Origin of the sequence: Nostocoides japonicum T1-X7, assembly GCF_001046855.1 — a bacterium.
In the GTDB taxonomy this organism is placed as follows: Bacteria; Actinomycetota; Actinomycetes; order Actinomycetales; family Dermatophilaceae; genus Nostocoides; species Nostocoides japonicum.
Genome location: NZ_HF570958.1, coordinates 2,125,577 through 2,142,796, shown reverse-complemented (window position 1 = coordinate 2,142,796; position 17,220 = coordinate 2,125,577). Strand labels below are relative to the sequence as shown.

At 72.6% G+C, this 17,220-nt stretch carries 13 protein-coding genes; 2 read left to right on the top strand and 11 right to left on the bottom strand.

Going from position 1 to position 17,220, the window contains the following annotated elements:
- The first annotated feature begins 103 nt into the window (after nucleotides 1-103).
- Entirely contained in the window at nucleotides 104-1,096 is a 993-nt protein-coding gene (locus BN12_RS09560) for a stage II sporulation protein M (protein WP_048551989.1), read from the top strand.
- 738 nt (nucleotides 1,097-1,834) lie between these two features.
- On the opposite strand, the gene BN12_RS09555 is transcribed toward BN12_RS09560, so the two are convergent.
- The 11 genes from BN12_RS09555 to BN12_RS09505 form a co-directional block, all read right to left on the bottom strand.
- Nucleotides 1,835-3,127, bottom strand: a complete 1,293-nt coding sequence (locus tag BN12_RS09555) for a DUF58 domain-containing protein (RefSeq protein ID WP_048551988.1) — start codon at nucleotides 3,125-3,127, stop codon at nucleotides 1,835-1,837.
- Nucleotides 3,128-3,154: 27 nt separating this feature from the next.
- Complete coding sequence (locus BN12_RS09550) at nucleotides 3,155-4,318, bottom strand: AAA family ATPase (RefSeq protein WP_083454535.1); 1,164 nt, start codon at nucleotides 4,316-4,318, stop codon at nucleotides 3,155-3,157.
- Between the two features lie 59 nt (nucleotides 4,319-4,377).
- Nucleotides 4,378-5,493 carry a DUF4350 domain-containing protein gene (locus BN12_RS09545; protein WP_048551987.1) on the bottom strand — a complete coding sequence of 372 codons (1,116 nt, stop codon included), beginning with the start codon at nucleotides 5,491-5,493 and terminating at the stop codon, nucleotides 4,378-4,380.
- A 217-nt stretch (nucleotides 5,494-5,710) separates the two neighbouring features.
- A complete protein-coding gene (locus tag BN12_RS09540; RefSeq protein ID WP_048551986.1) occupies nucleotides 5,711-6,370 on the bottom strand; it encodes a DUF4129 domain-containing protein in 660 nt (219 codons plus the stop codon).
- 3 nt (nucleotides 6,371-6,373) lie between these two features.
- Nucleotides 6,374-7,600 carry a glycerophosphoryl diester phosphodiesterase membrane domain-containing protein gene (locus tag BN12_RS09535; RefSeq protein WP_048551985.1) on the bottom strand — a complete coding sequence of 409 codons (1,227 nt, stop codon included), beginning with the start codon at nucleotides 7,598-7,600 and terminating at the stop codon, nucleotides 6,374-6,376.
- Nucleotides 7,601-7,779: 179 nt separating this feature from the next.
- Nucleotides 7,780-8,436, bottom strand: a complete 657-nt coding sequence (locus tag BN12_RS09530) for a uridine kinase family protein (protein WP_200901187.1) — start codon at nucleotides 8,434-8,436, stop codon at nucleotides 7,780-7,782.
- Nucleotides 8,433-9,341: an aldehyde dehydrogenase family protein gene (locus tag BN12_RS09525; RefSeq protein WP_048551984.1), complete on the bottom strand. Its 909-nt coding sequence runs from the start codon at nucleotides 9,339-9,341 to the stop codon at nucleotides 8,433-8,435. Before BN12_RS09525 ends, BN12_RS09530 begins: the two co-directional genes overlap by 4 nt.
- Nucleotides 9,338-10,783, bottom strand: a complete 1,446-nt coding sequence (locus BN12_RS09520) for an aldehyde dehydrogenase family protein (RefSeq protein WP_200901186.1) — start codon at nucleotides 10,781-10,783, stop codon at nucleotides 9,338-9,340. The genes BN12_RS09525 and BN12_RS09520 overlap by 4 nt, the downstream gene beginning before the upstream one ends.
- 16 nt (nucleotides 10,784-10,799) lie before the next feature.
- A complete protein-coding gene (gene deoC / locus BN12_RS09515; protein ID WP_048551982.1) occupies nucleotides 10,800-11,777 on the bottom strand; it encodes a deoxyribose-phosphate aldolase in 978 nt (325 codons plus the stop codon).
- 314 nt (nucleotides 11,778-12,091) lie between these two features.
- Entirely contained in the window at nucleotides 12,092-13,432 is a 1,341-nt protein-coding gene (locus BN12_RS09510; protein WP_083454533.1) for a S1C family serine protease, read from the bottom strand.
- A gap of 144 nt (nucleotides 13,433-13,576) precedes the next feature.
- A complete protein-coding gene (locus BN12_RS09505) occupies nucleotides 13,577-15,040 on the bottom strand; it encodes a hypothetical protein (protein ID WP_157635428.1) in 1,464 nt (487 codons plus the stop codon).
- Between the two features lie 185 nt (nucleotides 15,041-15,225).
- On the opposite strand from BN12_RS09505, the gene BN12_RS09500 reads away from it, so the two are divergent.
- Nucleotides 15,226-17,220: AfsR/SARP family transcriptional regulator (locus BN12_RS09500; protein WP_048551978.1), on the top strand; the 1,995-nt coding region annotated here is incomplete at its 3' end.

Sequence of the window (17,220 nt, the reverse complement as noted above, 5' to 3'; positions counted from 1 at the left end):
CGCCAACCCCGCACCTGCCGAGACCCCCGGAGGCGTTGGCAGGCAAGACGATCGCGGTGCTGGTGGGCGAGGGCGAGGGGCAGTCGCTCGCTAGGGTTAAGGCGTGGACCTCGACGCATTCGTCGCGCACAACGAGCCGGTGTGGCACCGACTCGACGCGCTCGTCCACCGTCGTCGCCCGACGGCCGACGAGGCCGACGAGCTCCTCGACCTCTACCAGCGCACCTCGACCCACCTGTCGGTCGTCCGCAGCTCGGCACCCGACCCGTCCCTCGTGCGGTACCTGTCGGCCCTGCTCACCCGGGCCCGCATCGCCCAAGCCAGCCGTCGAGCCTTGTCGTGGCGGGACGTCCTGTGGTTCTGGACGCACTCGTTCCCCGCGGCGCTCTATCGACTGCGGTGGTGGTGGCTGTCGGTGTGGGGCGCCAACCTCGTCGTCGTGACGATCATCGTCGCCTGGACGATGCACCACCCCGAGCTCTACTCCCAGGCCCTGACGAAGGCGGAGATCGACCGGCTCGTCAACACCGACTTCGCCGGCTACTACAGCGAGTACGCACACCACGAGTTCGCGACGATGGTCTGGGTCAACAACGCCTGGGTCAGCGCGCTGTGCATCGCGATGGGCGTCCTCGGCTTCCCGGTCGTCATGCTGCTCTGGTCCAACATCCTCAACGTCGGCATCATCGGAGCGCTCATGCTCGAGCACGGGCGGGCCAGCCTCTTCTTCGGAATGCTGCTGCCACACGGTCTCCTCGAGCTGACCGCGGTCTTCGTGGCGGCCGGTGCGGGGCTGCGGCTCTTCTGGTCGTGGATCGACCCGGGTGCGCGGACCCGCGCGCAGGCCTTCGCCGAGGCCGGGCGGACGGCGATCGGCATCGCGATGGGACTCGTCGCCGTGCTGCTCGTCAGCGGCCTCATCGAGGGGTTCGTCACGCCGTCGGACCTGCCGACCTGGGCACGTGTCGGCATCGGCGTCCTCGCCCTCCTCGCATTCCTCGCGTATGTCTTCACGCTCGGCCGGCGTGCGGCCCGGCAGGGCGTGACGGGTGACCTCGACCGCCGGGACGTCGGCGACACGGCGCCCCTCGCCTGACGTCCGCTTCCCCACCCGAGACCCGTGAGGTGGCGGGGTGCCGCCCGGCTCGAACACGGTGATCCGGCCCCCGGCGGCCCTTCGTGCTCGGCGGTGTCCACTCATCGTCACCCAGGACCCTCGCGTCCGGGTGCGCGTCGCCGAGCGGTGGGTCGCGCGACACACGGACACCCAATGCCGTCCCCGTCCCGTGCTCGTCGTGCGTGGGCGCCGCGCGCGGTCCGGCTCTGTGGCGGGATTGGGTGTCTGTCGGCCCCACCGACAGGACATAGAGGCGCCGCCTACCCGAGGGCCAGGTCTTGTGAGCACGGCCGGCGTCCCGGTCGGCCGGCCCGCACACCGATCGTCCTGCCCATCGGGCCGGTCCGGGCCGGTCCGGGCCAGCGCTGGGGCGTTCCTCATACCTGCGGCCTCGACGAGAGACCCGCTACCTCGGCGAGAGACCCGCTGCCTCGACGAGCTTTATCGGGTCACCCCGGAACACTGAGCTTCACCCCACTTCCCTTGTCGGGTGAAGCCACGTCTTGTCGGGTCACCCGGTAAAGCGTCAGGGCGCGGCCAGGCGTCGGGCGGGGGATCGTCGGGGTGGGGCCAGGCGTCGGGCGGGGGATCGTCGGGGCGAGGGTCAGCGTCGGGCGGGGGGATCGTCGGGGCGGGGGCCGGCGTCGAGGGCGGGGAAGGGTCGGGGCGACGGGGCGTCGGTCGGGGAGGACGAGCGGGAGGGGGCTGAGCTGAGGCTCAGAGGAGTCCTTGCGCCTTGAGCCACAGGTAGTGGTCGGCGAGCCGGACGGGCAGTTCCTCGGGTACCGCGTCGATGACCGTCACACCGAGGAGTCCGAGGGCATCGGCGGTCCGTCGGCGCAGCGCAGTCGTGCGCTCGGCCGCCGCCGCGTCATAGACCTGCGCCACCCCGGACCGGTCGCCACGCATGCGGGCCACCGCCGAGTCGGCGACCGACGCGACGACGACCCGATGGTGCGCGACGAGCGCCGGGAGGACGGGCAGCAGCCCCTCCTCGACGGCGGCCGACTCGAGGGGCGTGAGGAGGACGACGAGCCCGCGCCGGTTGCCGCGTCCGGTGACCTCGCTCGCGAGGAGCTCCCAGTCGGCCTCGACGAGGCTCGCGTCGATGGGCGACATCGCCTCGACCATGTCGTGGAGCAACGGTCCTCGGTCCGACCCGGCGACGCGGGCGTGGATGCGACGGTCGCCGGCGACGAGCTCGACGTGGTCGTGCGCCTGCGCGGCGAGCGCGCCGAGGAGGAGCGCGGCATCCATCGACGCGTCGAGGCGGGGCGCGTCGTCGACGCGGCCGGCACTCGTCCGGGACGTGTCGAGGACGAGGACGACCCGCCGGTGCTGCTCGGGCTGCCAGGTGCGGACGACGAGGTTCTGCCGCCGCGCCGTGGCCCGCCAGTCGATGCTGCGGACGTCGTCGCCCTCGACGTAGTCGCGGAGGGAGTCGAACTCGGTCCCCTGCCCACGGGTCCGCACCGCCGAGCGACCGTCGAGCTGGCGCAGCATGGCGAGCCGGCTCGCGAGATGCCGCCGCGCCCCGAACGGATGGAGGGCCCGGACGCGGCCGGGGATGTCGAACGACCGCTGCCGCGCGGCGAGTCCGAGCGGCCCCGAGAGCCGGACGGTCACGCGGTCGGCGAGCCGATCCCCCCGGCGCGTCGGCGTCAAGGGCGTCGTCAGCAGGACCCGCTCCCCGCCGGGAACGCGCAGCGGATGCCGCGTGCCCGACGCACCCGCCGAGGGCTGCCACGCGTCGCGCAGGACTCCCCGCACGGTGCGGGTGCCCGGGTTCCGCACCGTGACCCGTGACGTCGCCGAGGCTCCGAGCCGGACCTGCGGCGTGGCATACCGCTCGATGACCAGACGCTGGGGACGCGGCGCGAGGAGCCAGTCGAGGAGAAGGACGACGACCACGGCCAGCCACCACCAGCGGACGGTCGCCATCGTCGGCCACGCCGCGAACGCGACGAGGCCCGCGACGGCGAGCCAGAGTGCGCGTGGGGTGAGGGCCATGACGGGTCGGTATGCCGGGTGCCCGGGTCAGCGGGGGACAGGGACGGAGGCGAGGGCGGTGTCGAGGACGGCGTGGACGCTCACGCCCTCGAGCTCGGCCTCGGGACGCAGCGACAGCCGGTGCGCCAGCGTCGCGTGGGCGAGGGCCTTGACGTCGTCGGGCGTCACGTAGCCGCGGCCGTTGAGCCAGGCCCACGCCCGGCTCGTCGCCATGAGCGCCGTCGCGCCACGGGGGCTCACGCCGAGCGACAGGGACGGCGAGGTCCGCGTGGCCCGGGCGATGTCGACGATGTATGCCGCGATCTCCCCGTGGACCTCGACCCGGCGGACGGCCGCGGCCCCCGCGGCGACGTCGGCGGAGCCGGCGACGGCCCGGACGCCGACGGTGTCGAGATGACGCGGGTCGAACCCGCCGGCGTGCCGGGCGAGGACGTGGATCTCGTCCTCGCGCGGTGGCAGCGGAAGGAGGATCTTGAGGAGGAAGCGGTCGAGCTGGGCCTCGGGGAGCGGATAGGTGCCCTCGTACTCGACGGGGTTCTGGGTCGCCGCGACCATGAACGGCTCCGGCAGCGGGCGCGGGACGCCGTCGACGCTGACCTGACGCTCCTCCATCGCCTCCAGGAGGGCGGCCTGGGTCTTCGGGGGCGTGCGGTTGATCTCGTCGGCGAGAAGCAGGTTGGTGAAGACGGGCCCGGCACGGAAGGTGAAGTCGCTTGTGCGAGAGTCGAACACGAGCGACCCGGTGAGGTCGCCGGGCATGAGGTCGGGGGTGAACTGGACGCGCTTGGTCTCGACCGACAGCGCCGCCGCGAGGCTGCGGACGAGGAGCGTCTTCGCCACGCCCGGGACACCCTCGAGGAGGATGTGACCTCCCGCGACGAGGCCGATGAGGACACTGGTCACGGCCGCGTCCTGGCCGACGACGGCCTTGGCGACCTCGCCGCGCACCGCGAGGAGCGCTCGCAGGGCCTCGGGCGCCGCGGCCCGGGCCGAGCCGAACCGGCTTGCCGGCGCCGTCGAGGAGCTCTCCTCCTCAGTGCCGTGCCCCTGTGTGCCGGGCTCTCGAGTGCCGAACCCTTGTGGACCGGGCCCTTGCGGACCGGGCCCTTGCGGACCCGACTGTCGAGGACTCTGCCCCTGCGGGCTCGTCGCAAAGGGTCCTGGCGCCTGGGCCCCCGGATCTTCGGACATCGCCCTCGGGGGAGTCGGCTCGTGGGGTGGTCCGTGGGGACCGGGAGGCGGGGGCGTCGTCATGGCATACGAACCTGTTCTTCGAGGTGGGACAGCTGCTGGGCAAGGGTGACGAGGGCGGTGTCGGTGTCGGCGACGGGCCCGAGGAGGAGATCGCCGATCTCGCGGGGCACGCGTCCGGTCGCGCGGCTCACGGCGTCGACGAGGTGCTCGGGCGGCTCGCTCGGGCGGACGCCGAAGCGATGGGCCAGCCGGGCGCGAGTGCCGGCCTGGAGCACCGCGGCGGTGCGGCGCCGCTCGCGGGCCCGGCGGTAGAGGCGCCCACGGTTCTCCGTCGTCTCGACGGCCCGCACGACGGCGGGCAGGGGCTCGGGGACGAGCCGGCCGAGGCGGCGGGCCCGCACGAGGCACAGGAGGACCACCGACGACCCGAGCATCCACACGAGCGGCTCGAACCAGTCGGGCCAGACGATGCCCCCGGCGTACTGCTCGCCGAGGTCGTCGATCCCCGGGACGTACCAGACGAGGTGGGGAGAGTGGCCGAGCGCCCGGACGAAGAGGGCGGCGTTGTCGTCCTGCGAGACGTAGGCGTTCGTGAGGTTCTCGCGGTAGCCGACGAGGACGAGCTCGGCCTGTCCCGATCCGCCGGCACGGACGAGCAGTCCCGCTCGGCCGTCCGGGTCGCCGTCGGTGAAGCACCGGGTCCACGCACCGGTGCCCTCGGAGGGCCGGTATGCGAACACCCCCCGCTGCACGAGATCCGTGGGCCGGACGATGTCCGAGGAGCACCGGGCCGGCGTCGGCGTGCTCGACCAGCGGATCGAGGCCGTCGCCGGGACGCCGAGGTCGTCGAGCGAGGACTGGCTCGGGGCGAGGAGGACGACCCGCGCGGCGCGGGAGGCCGCCTCGTATGCGCGGCGCGCGTTCTCGGGTGACAGTCGCTCGGGCTGGACGATGAGAACCGTTGTGCCACCGTCGAGTCGAGCGTCCTCGAACGAGCCGATAGAGCGGCGGACGTCGACGTCGACGCCATGCGCGGCGAGGACCCGGGCCATCGCCTGCGCTCCCGTCGGAGCCGGGCTGTCGGGGTCGTAGGCACCGCGGGGGACGGGCCGGAGCAGGGCCGCGGCGATGATGACGCCGATCGCGACGAGGACGACGGCGGCCCAGACCACGGCACGCCGTCTCGCGCGGAGGGTCGGCCGGGCCGGGGTCGTCGCGTCCGGGGTCGTCGCCCCGGGAGTCGTCCCAGGCCGCGAGGTGACCGGGGATCCTCGTGCCGCCGCGGGGCCAGCTCCAGGGCCGGCGACCGTGTCGGACGGGCCGGATCCGGTCATCCGCTCCACCTGTCCGAGCACAGGACGCGGGCCGCCGTCACGCCGAGACGTGCCCTCACCGCGCTGAGCCTGCCCCTGCGGGAGCCTCGAACGAGGGCCGCGTCGCGGCCACGCGGGCGTCGGTGCCGACGACGTCGCGCGCCGTCGCCTCGTCGGCCGGGAGCCGGCCATAGCGCACCGCGTCGAACGCGCGCGCACACCGCAGGAGGGCGTCCGACTCGGTGGGGAAGAAGGGCCCCATCTCGGCCGCGGTCTCGTCGGCCGTGCGCCCGGGGGAGGGGGACAGCACAGTGCGCTCGACAGCCCCGGCCGCCACGGCCCGGAAGCCGGCCAGCACCGCGTCGTCCCATCGACCCGCCCCGAGAGCCGAGGTGGCGAGGGCGCGGTATTCCGTTGCGGAGAGCCCGGACCCGTCGAGCACACCGCCGTGGTCGCGACCCGAGCCGCGGGACCCGCCCCGCTCCGGGCGAACGGTGCGCAGGACGGCATACGCGATGGCTCCGAGGACGAGCACGAGGACGAGGACGGCGAGCCACGTGGGGACGCCGCCGAGGCTCGTACCGCTCGCGTCGTCGAGCCGGTCCCGCAGCCACGCGACGAACCGGTCCCACAGGCTCTCGTGGACGGCGTACTCGTGCTTGGCCAGCTCGCTGACGACCCACCGGTGCGCTTCGTCCGAGGAGGGGTCCAGGGGTGGCCCGTCCGCGCCGAGCATCGGTCACCGACCGCCGTGGACGCTCGCGAGGAGCTGGACGTCGAGGGCTTCGCGGCGGATGCGCTGGTCGAGGTAGAGGAGGGTGTCGGTGCCGGCCGAGAAGGGCGTCGTCAACGCCCCGGTGATCACCGTCGACAGGGCCTGGACGACGACGGTGACGACGGCGTACGTGGCCGCCGAGAGCCCGGCCGCACCCACGGCGAGGCCGAGCGCCATCCCGATGGGGACGGTGAGGATGCCGCTGACGATCCCGACGAGGAGGGCGACGAGGATCCGGATGCCGAGGACCCGCCAGAACTGCCCGCCCGAGGTGAGCCGCCACGATCGGCCGAGGCCCCGGCGGACGCCGAGGTGCTCCAGGACGATCACTGCCGAGGCGAAGGCGAACCGGGTCCCGATGAACAGCAAGACGGCGATCGCGGCGAGGGCTCCGAGGATCGTCAGGCCGACGCCGAGCGCGACGGTGCCGCGGACGTCCTCGACGATCCCGTAGACGAGGACGGCCACCGGGACGCCGACGAGGACGAGGAGCGCCACGACGATCATGAGGAAGACGAGGGCGGCGCTGCCGACGACGGTCCACAGCCGAGACCTCGTCGCCTCCCAGGTCTCCTGGAGGGAGGTCTTGCGACCGAGCACGCCCTGACCGATGACGTGAGCCGTGAAGGCGGTCATGAGGAGGACGGCGAGCTGCGCGGCGAGGGAGGGCAGCAGCGACCCGAAGGCCCCGAACCCGTCGAGGGCGTCCTGGCCGGTGGCGTCGTCGACCCGGGCCTGGTCGACGAGCACGCGGGTGAGGATCACGCCGAGAGCCGTCGCCGGGGCGACGACGACGAGCGTCGTCACGAGCCCCAGGCCGAGCGTCGCCGCCGGGTTCCCGCGGATGGCGAGGGTCGCCCCGCTGAACATGTCACCGAGGGTGAGCGGCCGGATGGGGACGATGCCCGGCCGGTACTCCGCATAGAGCGGCTGGGTCGGCCCTCCGTATGCGGGTCCCTGCCCGCCGTGGACCGGTCCCTGTCCTCCGTGGGCCAGGCCCCCGCCACCGGGTGCGGTTCCCTGTCCTGGGTATGCCGCTCCATGACCCTCGGACGCCCGTCCCCGGCCGTCCTGGGGCCGGGGCTGCGCTGACCCGCCACCGACGGGGCCGGACCCGTCCGCCCCGTTGGGGTCGCGGTCCTGCTGGGGCGCGCCCGTGGGCGCGGTCCAGCGCGGCTGCTCCTCGCTCATGTCGTCGGTCCCCTCGACTCGTGATCTCTGCGAGCGAATCTAGCCGGTCCGCGTCGACCCGGCTCGCCGGTGCGGATCCCGCCGCGGTCCGGGTGCAGGTTCCCGGGCCTCGGCTCGTCGATGGCCGGACGGCCCGACCCCGGCCCGCCCCGTCGAACGGGACTGATGGGAGCAACGGATCAGTCCCGGACCGGGTCGACACGTCCACTCGACGCGGACGGTGAGAGGTCGGGGGCCCCCGCGAGCTCGTCGGCCACGTCGCGAGGCGAGCGGGCGACGCAGCCCTTGGCGACCTGCGCGGCGATGATGCCCGGCTCGGCGCGCAGGAGGGCCAGGCCGCGGCGGAGCAGCAGGAGCGGGGGCTTGCGGTGCTCGCGGAGGTCGCGGACGAGCCGGAGGGCGAAGGTGAGGATGCGCGGCCGGTGGATGACGTATGCCTCGCGCAGGAGACCGCGGTCCCGCAGCGGCCCGACGAGCTCCGCGGCGAAGATGCCCTCGGCGAGGATCAGGTCCGTCGGTCGCGCGGTGAGCTCGGCCGTGCCGACGGCGCGGCTGGCGGCGATGTCGTAGACGGGCGAACGGGTCCGGCCGGTGCGTACGAGCTGCTCGAGGGCGGCGACGGCCGCGACCTCGTTCCAGCTCGCCGGGTCGTCCCAGTCGACGATGCCGAGGCTCGTGCTGCGGGGTGCCGCCGGGTCGTCCTCGTCGCGGTAGAAGTCGTCGAGGCGGACGAGGGGCCAGCCGTGCTGTGCCTGGAGCCGGGCCGCGAGCCGCGACTTGCCCGATCCACTCGGCCCGGCGAGCAGCACGACGCGCGCCGCCTCCAGCGTGCTCACCGGCCCTTGGGATGCCAGACCGTCTTGGTCTCCAGGAACGTCGTCATCCTCGAGAGCCCGGGCTCGGCGGTCCAGTCCGGCTCGACGGCGTCGCTCCCCGTGCCCGCCGGACGCAGGACCCGCTTGAGGTTCTCGGCCGCGGCCCGCTCGAGCTCGCCCCAGTCGACCCCCTCGGCGTCGGCGGCGCCGGTGAGGTCGATGGCGTTGACGTCGCGGTGGCCGGCGAGCCACGGCGCGACCTCACCGGTGAGGCCGGTCACGACGTTGACGACCCCGGCGGGCACGTCGGACGTCGCGAGCGCCTCGGCGAGCGTGATCGCCGGCAGTGGGCGCTCCTGCGAGGCGAGGACCACGGCGGTGTTGCCCGTCGCGATGACCGGCGCGACGACGCTCACGAGCCCGAGGAGCGAGGACCGCTGCGGTGCGAGGACGGCGACGATCCCGGTCGGCTCGGGGGCGGAGATGTCGAAGTAGGGGCCCGCGACCGGGTTGAGGCCGCCGAGGACCTGGGCCAGCTTGTCGGTCCACCCGGCATACCAGACCCATCGGTCGATGGCCGCGGAGACGACCGCCTCGGCCCGTGACGGGGCGAGACCCTCGGACAGCCGGACATCCTCCACGAGCTGCGCCCGCCGCGACTCCATGACCTCGGCGACCCGGTAGAGGACCTGCCCGCGGTTGTATGCCGTCGCGCCGGCCCAGCCCTTCACGGCGCCTCGGGCGGCGACCACGGCGTCGCGGGCATCCTTGCGGGAGCCCATCGCGGCGTTCGCGAGGAAGCGGGGGTTCGCGCGGCCCACGGGAGTGGACCACACGGCATACGACCGACCCGACTCGCTCCGCGGGAAGGCGCCGTCGATGTAGAGCTTGTACGTCTTGCGGACGTCGACGCGGGCCGGGCTCATCGAGGGTCCCCCGTCGTGACGTACGCCTCGAGGCCGTGGCGGCCGCCCTCCCGGCCGTAGCCGGACTCCTTGTAACCGCCGAACGGCGAGGTCGGGTCGAACCGGTTGAACGTGTTGGCCCAGACGACGCCGGCGCGCAGCTGGTCGGCCATCCAGAGGATCCGCGACCCCTTCTCCGTCCAGATGCCCGCCGACAGGCCGTAGGGGGTGTTGTTCGCCTTCGCGACGGCCTCCTGCGGGGTGCGGAAGGTGAGGACCGACAGGACGGGCCCGAAGATCTCCTCCTGGGCGATGCGATGGGTCTGGCTGACCCCGGTGAAAACCGTTGGCCGGAACCAGAACCCATGGCTCGGCAGCTCGCATCCGGTATCCCAGCGGACCGCGCCCTCGGCCTCCCCGGCCGCGGTGAGCTCGGCGATCCGGTCGAGCTGGGCCCGGGAGTTGATGGCGCCGACGTCGGTGTTCTTGTCGAGGGGATCGCCGACCCGCAGGGTCTCCAGTCGGCGCTTGAGGCGCCGGTCGACCTCCTCGGCGATCGACTCCTGGACGAGGAGCCGCGAGCCGGCGCAGCACACGTGGCCCTGGTTGAAGAAGATGCCGTTGACGATGCCCTCGACGGCCTGGTCGAGAGGGGCGTCGTCGAAGACGATGTTGGCCGCCTTGCCCCCGAGCTCGAGGGTCGCCCGCTTGCGGGTGCCGGCGATGGAGCGGGCGATCGACTTGCCGACCTCGGTGCTGCCGGTGAACGCGATCTTGTCGACGCCGGGATGCTCGACGATCGCCTGCCCGGTCGCGCCGGCGCCGGTCACGATGTTGACCACTCCCGCGGGCAGCTCGGCCTGCTGGCAGATCTCGGCGAAGAGGAGGGCGGTGAGCGGGGTCGTCTCGGCGGGCTTGAGAACCACCGTGTTCCCGCAGGCGAGGGCGGGCGCGATCTTCCACGCGAGCATGAGGAGCGGGAAGTTCCACGGGATGACCTGGCCGACGACGCCGATCGGCCGGGGCTTCGGGCCGAGGCTCGCGTACTCGAGCTTGTCGGCCCACCCGGCGTGGTAGAAGAAGTGCGCGGCCGCGAGGGGCACGTCGACGTCGCGGCTCTCCTTGATCGGCTTGCCGTTGTCCAGGGACTCCAGGACCGCGAGCTCCCGGGCCCGCTCCTGGATGATGCGGGCGATGCGGAAGAGGTACTTGCCGCGGTCGGCTCCGCTCATCCGCGACCACACCCGGGTGTATGCCGTCCGCGCGGCTCGCACGGCGGCATCGACGTCCGCGACGCTCGCCTCGGCGACGTCGGCGAGGACCTCCTCGGTCGCGGGGTTCGTCGTCTTGAACGCCGCACCCCTGCCCTCGATCCACTCGCCCCCGACGAACAGTCCGTAGGACGGCTGGATGTCGACGATGGCGCGGGACTCGGGGGCCGGCGCATACTCGAAGATCGGCATACCGTCGCTCCCTCCTTCAGTCGATCGTCACGTAGTCGGCGCCGGAGTAGGCGCCCGTGCGCAGCTTCTGCCGTTGCAGGAGAAGGTCATTGAGGAGGCTGCTCGCGCCGAACCGGAACCGCTCCGGCGTGAGCCACTCCTCGCCGGCGACCTCGTTGACCGTCACGAGGTACTTCAGGGCGTCCTTGCTCGTCCGGATGCCGCCGGCCGGCTTGACGCCGACGATCGCCGCGGTGAGCTCGCGCCAGTCGCGGACCGCCTCGAGCATGATGAGCGTGACGGGAAGCGTTGCGGCGGGCTGGATCTTGCCCGTGCTCGTCTTGATGAAGTCGGCGCCGGCGAGCATCGACAGCCACGACGCGCGGCGGACGTTGTCGTAGGTCACCAGCTCGCCGGTCTCCATGATCACCTTGAGATGGGCGTCGCCGCAGGCCTGCTTGACCTCGGCGATCTCCTCGAAGACCTCGAGGTACCGGCCGGAGAGGAAGGCCCCCCGGTCGATGACCATGTCGATCTCGTCGGCTCCGGCGGCGACGGCGTCCGTCGTGTCGGCGAGCTTGACCCTCCTGCTCGCCCGCCCCGACGGGAAGGCTGTCGCGACGGCGGCGACGTGGATCCCGCTGTCCCCCAAGGCCTGTCTCGCGATAGCCGCCATGTCGCCGTAGACGCAGACGGCCGCTGGGCGGGGTGTCGCCGGATCGCTGGGGTCGGGCACGAGCGCCTTGGCGGCGAGGCTGCGGACCTTGCCGGGGGTGTCGGCGCCCTCGAGGGTCGTGAGGTCGATCATCGAGATCGCCGCGTCGATCGCCCACTGCTTGGCGGTCGTCTTGATCGACCGGGTGCCGAGCGACGCGGCGCGCGCCTCGCAGCCGACCTGGTCGACCCCCGGCAGGCCGTGGAGCCAGCCGGTGAGGGTCGCATTCGTCAGGCGGGACACTCCGAGCAGGTCGCCCGCCCGGGCCGTCACGTCGACGGCGGCGTCGGTGGTGCTCACCGACCCACTCTATCCGGCCTCGATCCGGCGCCCGGTCGGTCGGCGTCTCGTGACATCCCCGCTCCGACGTCCTGGCCATCTGCCACCCGATCGGCGCCTGTGCACCACCCGGCTGCCGACCCGGCCCCGTCGTCCTGGCCATCTGCCACCCGATCGGGGCCTGTGCACCACCCGGCTGCCGACCCACAACGCTTTATCGGGTCACCCCGGAAGACTGAGCTTCACCCGACTCTCGTTGTCGGGTGAAGCTCAGTCTTGTCGGGTCACCCGATAAAGCGGCTCCCGGCTCCCGGCTCCCGGCTCCCGGCTCGGTGTCAGTCGGCGGGGCCCGAGCCGAGCGTCACGGTCGCCGAGTGGCTCGCGCCGTTGGGGTCGGTCCAGGTGACCGTCACGCGGTCCCCGGCATGGTGTGCCGTGATCGCCGCGCTGATCTGGGAGGGCGTGGAGACCGACGTGCCGCCGATCGAGGTGATCGTGGAGCCCGCCGTGATGCCCGCCTTGTCCGCGGCCGACCCGTCGACGACGCCGCCGACCGTGGCGGACACGCCCTGGGAGCTCAGCTGGATGCCGAGGAATGCCGGCAGGCCCTGGTGGATCGTGTCGTTGTCGACACCGGAGACGATCTGCTGGGCGATGTCGAGAGCGTGGTTGATGGGGATGGCATACCCGGCCGTCGTGTTGCCCGCCTGATCGGTCTGCGCCGCGGTGTCGATACCGACGACCTTGCCGTCCGCGTCGTAGAGCGGTCCGCCCGAGTCCCCGGCCTGGATGTCGGCGCTGGTCTCGATGAGGCCGGTGAGGTCCTCCGAGTCCGAGCCGCTGTCATCGGAGGCGGTGATGGACTGGCCGAGCGCGGTGACCTTGCCCTCCGCCGCCGAGGTGCCCGGGTCGTTGCCCGCGTTGCCGACGCCCGTCACCGCATCGCCGACGCCGACGGACGAGGAGTCGCCGAGCGAGGCGGTCTGCAGCCCGCTGGCGTCCTGGAGCTGGATGACCGCGATGTCGTTCGTGGGGCTCGTGCCGACGACCTTGGCGGTGTAGGTACGCCCCGTGGACAGCACGGTCACCTTGATCGACGTCGAGCCCTCGACGACGTGGTTGTTCGTGAGGATGCGCCCGTCGGAGGTGAGGACCATGCCCGTCCCGGCGGCCTCGCCCGTGCCGTAGTCGAGCGTCGTCACGATGTCGACGACGCCGACGAGCTGCTGCGCCGACGCCTCGCCCGCCGCCTGTACCGGGCTGCCGGAGCCGGAGCCCGACCCGCCGAGGTTGCCGAACGGGTCGATGCCCGAGCCGCTGTTCCCGTCGAAACCTCCCGAGCCCGAGCCGTCGCCGCCGAAGAACCCGAACGGGTCCTGGTCGGAGCCGGACGAACCGGAGGAGCCGTTCCCGTCGGACGAGCCGCCCCAGCCGTACCCGTAGCCGCCCCAGCCGTCTCCGGAGTTCCCCTGACCCGAGTACCCCTGTCCACCGCCATAGGTGCCCCACCCGTTGCCCTGACCGTTCTCGGTGGACGACGACCCGTAGGGCGACCCGGCGGCCGTCGTGGACGTCGAGTGGTGGATCGCCTCGGCCCCACCCACGGCGATGGCCGCTGCGGCGGTGAGCGCGACGACGCCGAAGGCGATGTGGGACGGGCGGGTCATGGCTGGCATGTGAGGCACCTCGTGAGTGTCGTGGGGAAGACCGTTGCCACCATGACAACCCGACGGCCTCGACGGATCCTGGACCCTTGCTATGCCTGGCCTGTGACAGGGACGTCACAGGATGCACAGCGAATGCCCAGCATCCGTGGCCGGTCAGAGGCTGATCGGGGTCGCGCAACCGTGCGGTGGTCCGGTGGCCGTGACGAGGCCGCCGAGCGGCGCAGCGGTCTGCGACAGGTCGGCATAGTGCCACGCTGCTCCGGGGATCAGGGTGAACTCGCCGATGTGGCCCGCGGCGTCGAGGTACACCACGCGGGCAGCACGGTCGATGGTGCGTGTGACGTATCCGGAGGGGTCGCCCGCTGCTTCGGGTGCGCTGGTGAGGGCGGTGAGGTCTCCCCAGGTCCATCGGCCGCCGGGGGCCAGGGAGAGTTCGAGGACGTGTCCGTCGGTGCCGCGGTAGACGACTCGGGCGGCTTGGTCGACGTCGTCGGTGACGTATCCGGAGGGGTCGCCTGTTGCTGGGGGTGCGCCGGTGAGGGCGGTGAGGTCTCCCCAGGTCCATGAGCCGCCGGGGGTCAGGGACAGTTCGAGGACGTGTCCGTCGGTGCCGCGGTAGACGACTCGGGCGGCTTGGTCGACGTCGTCGGTGACGTATCCGGAGGGGTCGCCGGCCGCTTCGGGCGAGCCGGTGAGGACCGACAGGTCATCCGAGGTCCACAGACCGGTCGCCTCGAGGCTCAGCTCGTGAAGGTGCTCGTCCGCGCCGCGATACACCACTCGAGACGCCTGGTCGAACGATGTCGTGACGTACTCGCGGGGACTGCCGGCGGCCGGCGGCCCGGGCAGCTGCCAGGTGGCCCAGCCTCGGCCCGACAGCAGGCTGAGATCGTGCAGCTGGCCGCCGGACGCGGCGAAGACGACATCCGCGATCCCCAGTCGATGCCGCAGCCCGAGCGACCCGACCAGTGGTGCGGGGAACACGGGGTGGTAGTTGGTGCGGAACAGCGAGAAGACATCGGTGCCGTCGGACGATTCGATGGTGATGTTCTCCGCGGCCAGGTCCATGGTCAACGTGACGTCGACGGAGTTGCTGTTGGGGTTGAAGGTGTGCAACGTCAGGTGGGAGCCGTCGAGGTCGTAGCCGAACACCAGGCACTGGTGGTTCCTGCCGATGTCGGTGACCAGCGCCGACCGCACCTTGATCACACCGATCGGGCTGAGTCGCTGGGCGTCGATGTCCGGACGGATGTCCGCCCACGCCTGACGGATGATCGCGGAGCGTCCCACGTCGGGCAGGAGCGGGCTCATCGCGCCGATGTACTCCAGAGGGCCTCCGGGGAGGTCGAAGCTTGCGAGCAGCCTGTTCGCGACATAGTCGAACAGCGGGCCCGAGCGTGGCGCCGACCGGTCGTCCGGAGGCAGCAGTCCGGCCTCGAAGAGGTCCCGCACCGTGTATGCCATTCCCCCGCACATGCCGTTGGCGGCGTCCCCGATAGCGATGACGCCGCCGGCGATCGAGACGCGCCAGTCCGGCACATGCGGCCAGGTGTTGTCGAAGTGAAGCCCGTTCACTGCCGGGCTGAAACCGCTGACGCGCGCTCGTGAGATCGACATGTCCCCATCCCTTCACAGCGAAGGCGCGACCCGGAGTCGCGTGGTGTCCGGGTCGGCCGGTACACCGCGATCGTCGAGGCCGGGGGATGCGCCCGGGTGGCGTTCCGGTTGCAGAATGGTTGCGCCCTCGGATCGGGCGCTGTCAGCCGGTATCGCGGTGGCGGGGAAGGTCGTACCGTCCGAGTATGTGGTTCGGAGTGCTGGGGCCGCTCCACGTCGTCGTCGACGAGCGATCCGTGGTGGTGCACGGTCAGATTCGGCGCACGTTGCTCGCCGCACTGATCGCCCGGGGTGGACACCTCGCGACCGTCGACGACCTCATCGACGACCTGTGGCCCGACCTCCCCCCACCCTCCGCCCCCAAGACGCTGCAGAGCCATGTCGTGCGGCTGCGCAACGCTCTGGGGCGCGGTCCGGACGGCTGCGCGATCGTCACCGAGCCGGGTGGATACCGTCTCGCGGTCGAGCCGGACATGATCGACGCCGGTCGCTTCCAGCGGCTCGTCGTGGACAGCCTGCATCGAGCGCCTGGTCAGGAGGAGGAGCGCGTCCTGGCCGATCTCGAGACCGCGGTGGGCCTGTGGCGTGGTGATGCGTATGCCGAGTTCACCCACGCTCCGTTCGCCCAGGCGGAGCGGGTGCGGCTGCGGGAGCTGCGGCTGCTGGCGCTGGACCGGTGCGAGTCCGCCGCCCTCTGGCTGGGGCGGGGTCCGGAACTCATCCCGTCCCTCGAGGCCCGAATCGCCGCGGACCCGTACCGCGAGCAGGTGTGGGAGCACCTCATGCTCGCGCTCTACCGCGCGGGTCGGCAAGCGGACGCCCTCGGGGCCTACCGGCGCGCCCGCGCTCGGCTGGGCCGCGATCTGGGGGTGGAACCGGGTCTGGCCCTCCAGGAGCTGGAGCGCCGCATCCTGGCGCAGGATCGGACGCTCCTGGCTCGCCACCAGAGCCCGGGCGCGCCCACGACGGGTCGTGCGAGTCCCTACCCCGGCCTCGCCGGCTTCACCGAGACCGACGCCTGGGCCTTCGTGGGTCGTGAGCGGGTCGTCGCCCGATTGGTGAACCGTCTCCACGACGACCGGTTCGTCGTGGTGGTCGGGGCGAGCGGGGTCGGCAAGAGCTCCGTGCTCGCCGCCGGCCTGCTCCCAGCCCTGCGGGCGGGGGTGTTGCCGGGAAGTGCCGCCTGGAGCGTCGTCACCGTCACGGCGCGCGGCGCCTGCCGGCTCAGCGAGTCGGAGAGCCCGGACCTGGTCATCCTCGACCAGGCCGAGGAGTTGTTCACCACCGTGGACGACCAGGCGAGGGCCGCCGCCGATCGGGCCCTGGCCGCCCGTGTCGCGTCCGGTGGTCGCCTCGTCGTCAGCCTGCGCGCCGACTGCTACGCCGACCTGGCCGCCCTACCCGGCATCGGCCCCCACGTCGAGCGGGCCACCGACCTCATCCGTCCGATCCGGCCGGACGACCTGCGCAGGGCCATCGGTGTCCCGGCCGGGCGAGCCGGTGTCGACGTCGAGGACGAGCTGGTCGACGTCATCCTCGACGACGTCGAGGGCCATCCCGACGCGCTGCCTCTCGTGGCGGCTGCCATGGGTCGGTTGTGGCGACGGCGCACGGGCGACCGGCTCACCGTGGTCGACTATGCGTCGAGCGGTGGCGTCGGCGGGGCGCTCGAAGCCACCGCCGAGGAGGCCTACGCCGGCCTCGGGCCGCTGGCCCGACAGGCAGCGGCCCAGCTGATGCCACGGCTCGTCGACCGCCACGGTGGACGGTGGAGCTCGCGACCGCTCGCTCTGACCGAAGCACGAGCGATCCCCCATGTCTCGAGCGTCCTCACGGAGTTCGCGGCGGCCCGCGTCGTCACCCTCGACGAGGATCGGGTGGCGCTGACCCACGAGGCACTGCTCCGCTCGTGGCCCCGGCTCGTCGCCTGGCTCGAGGACCGCTCCGCCGCCGACGACCTCCTGCGTCACATCGCGCAGCGGGCCCAGGGCTGGATCGACGACGGACGACCGGACACCGACCTGCTGCGGGGACCACGCCTCGCCGCCGCCCTGGAGTGGTCGGAGGACCACGATGACTTCACTCCCATGGAGGAGGAGTACCTCACCGCCTCGGCGGACGCGGCCGCACGGGACGCCGAGCGCGAGTCCGCACGCGCGGACAGGGAGGCGGCCGGCCGC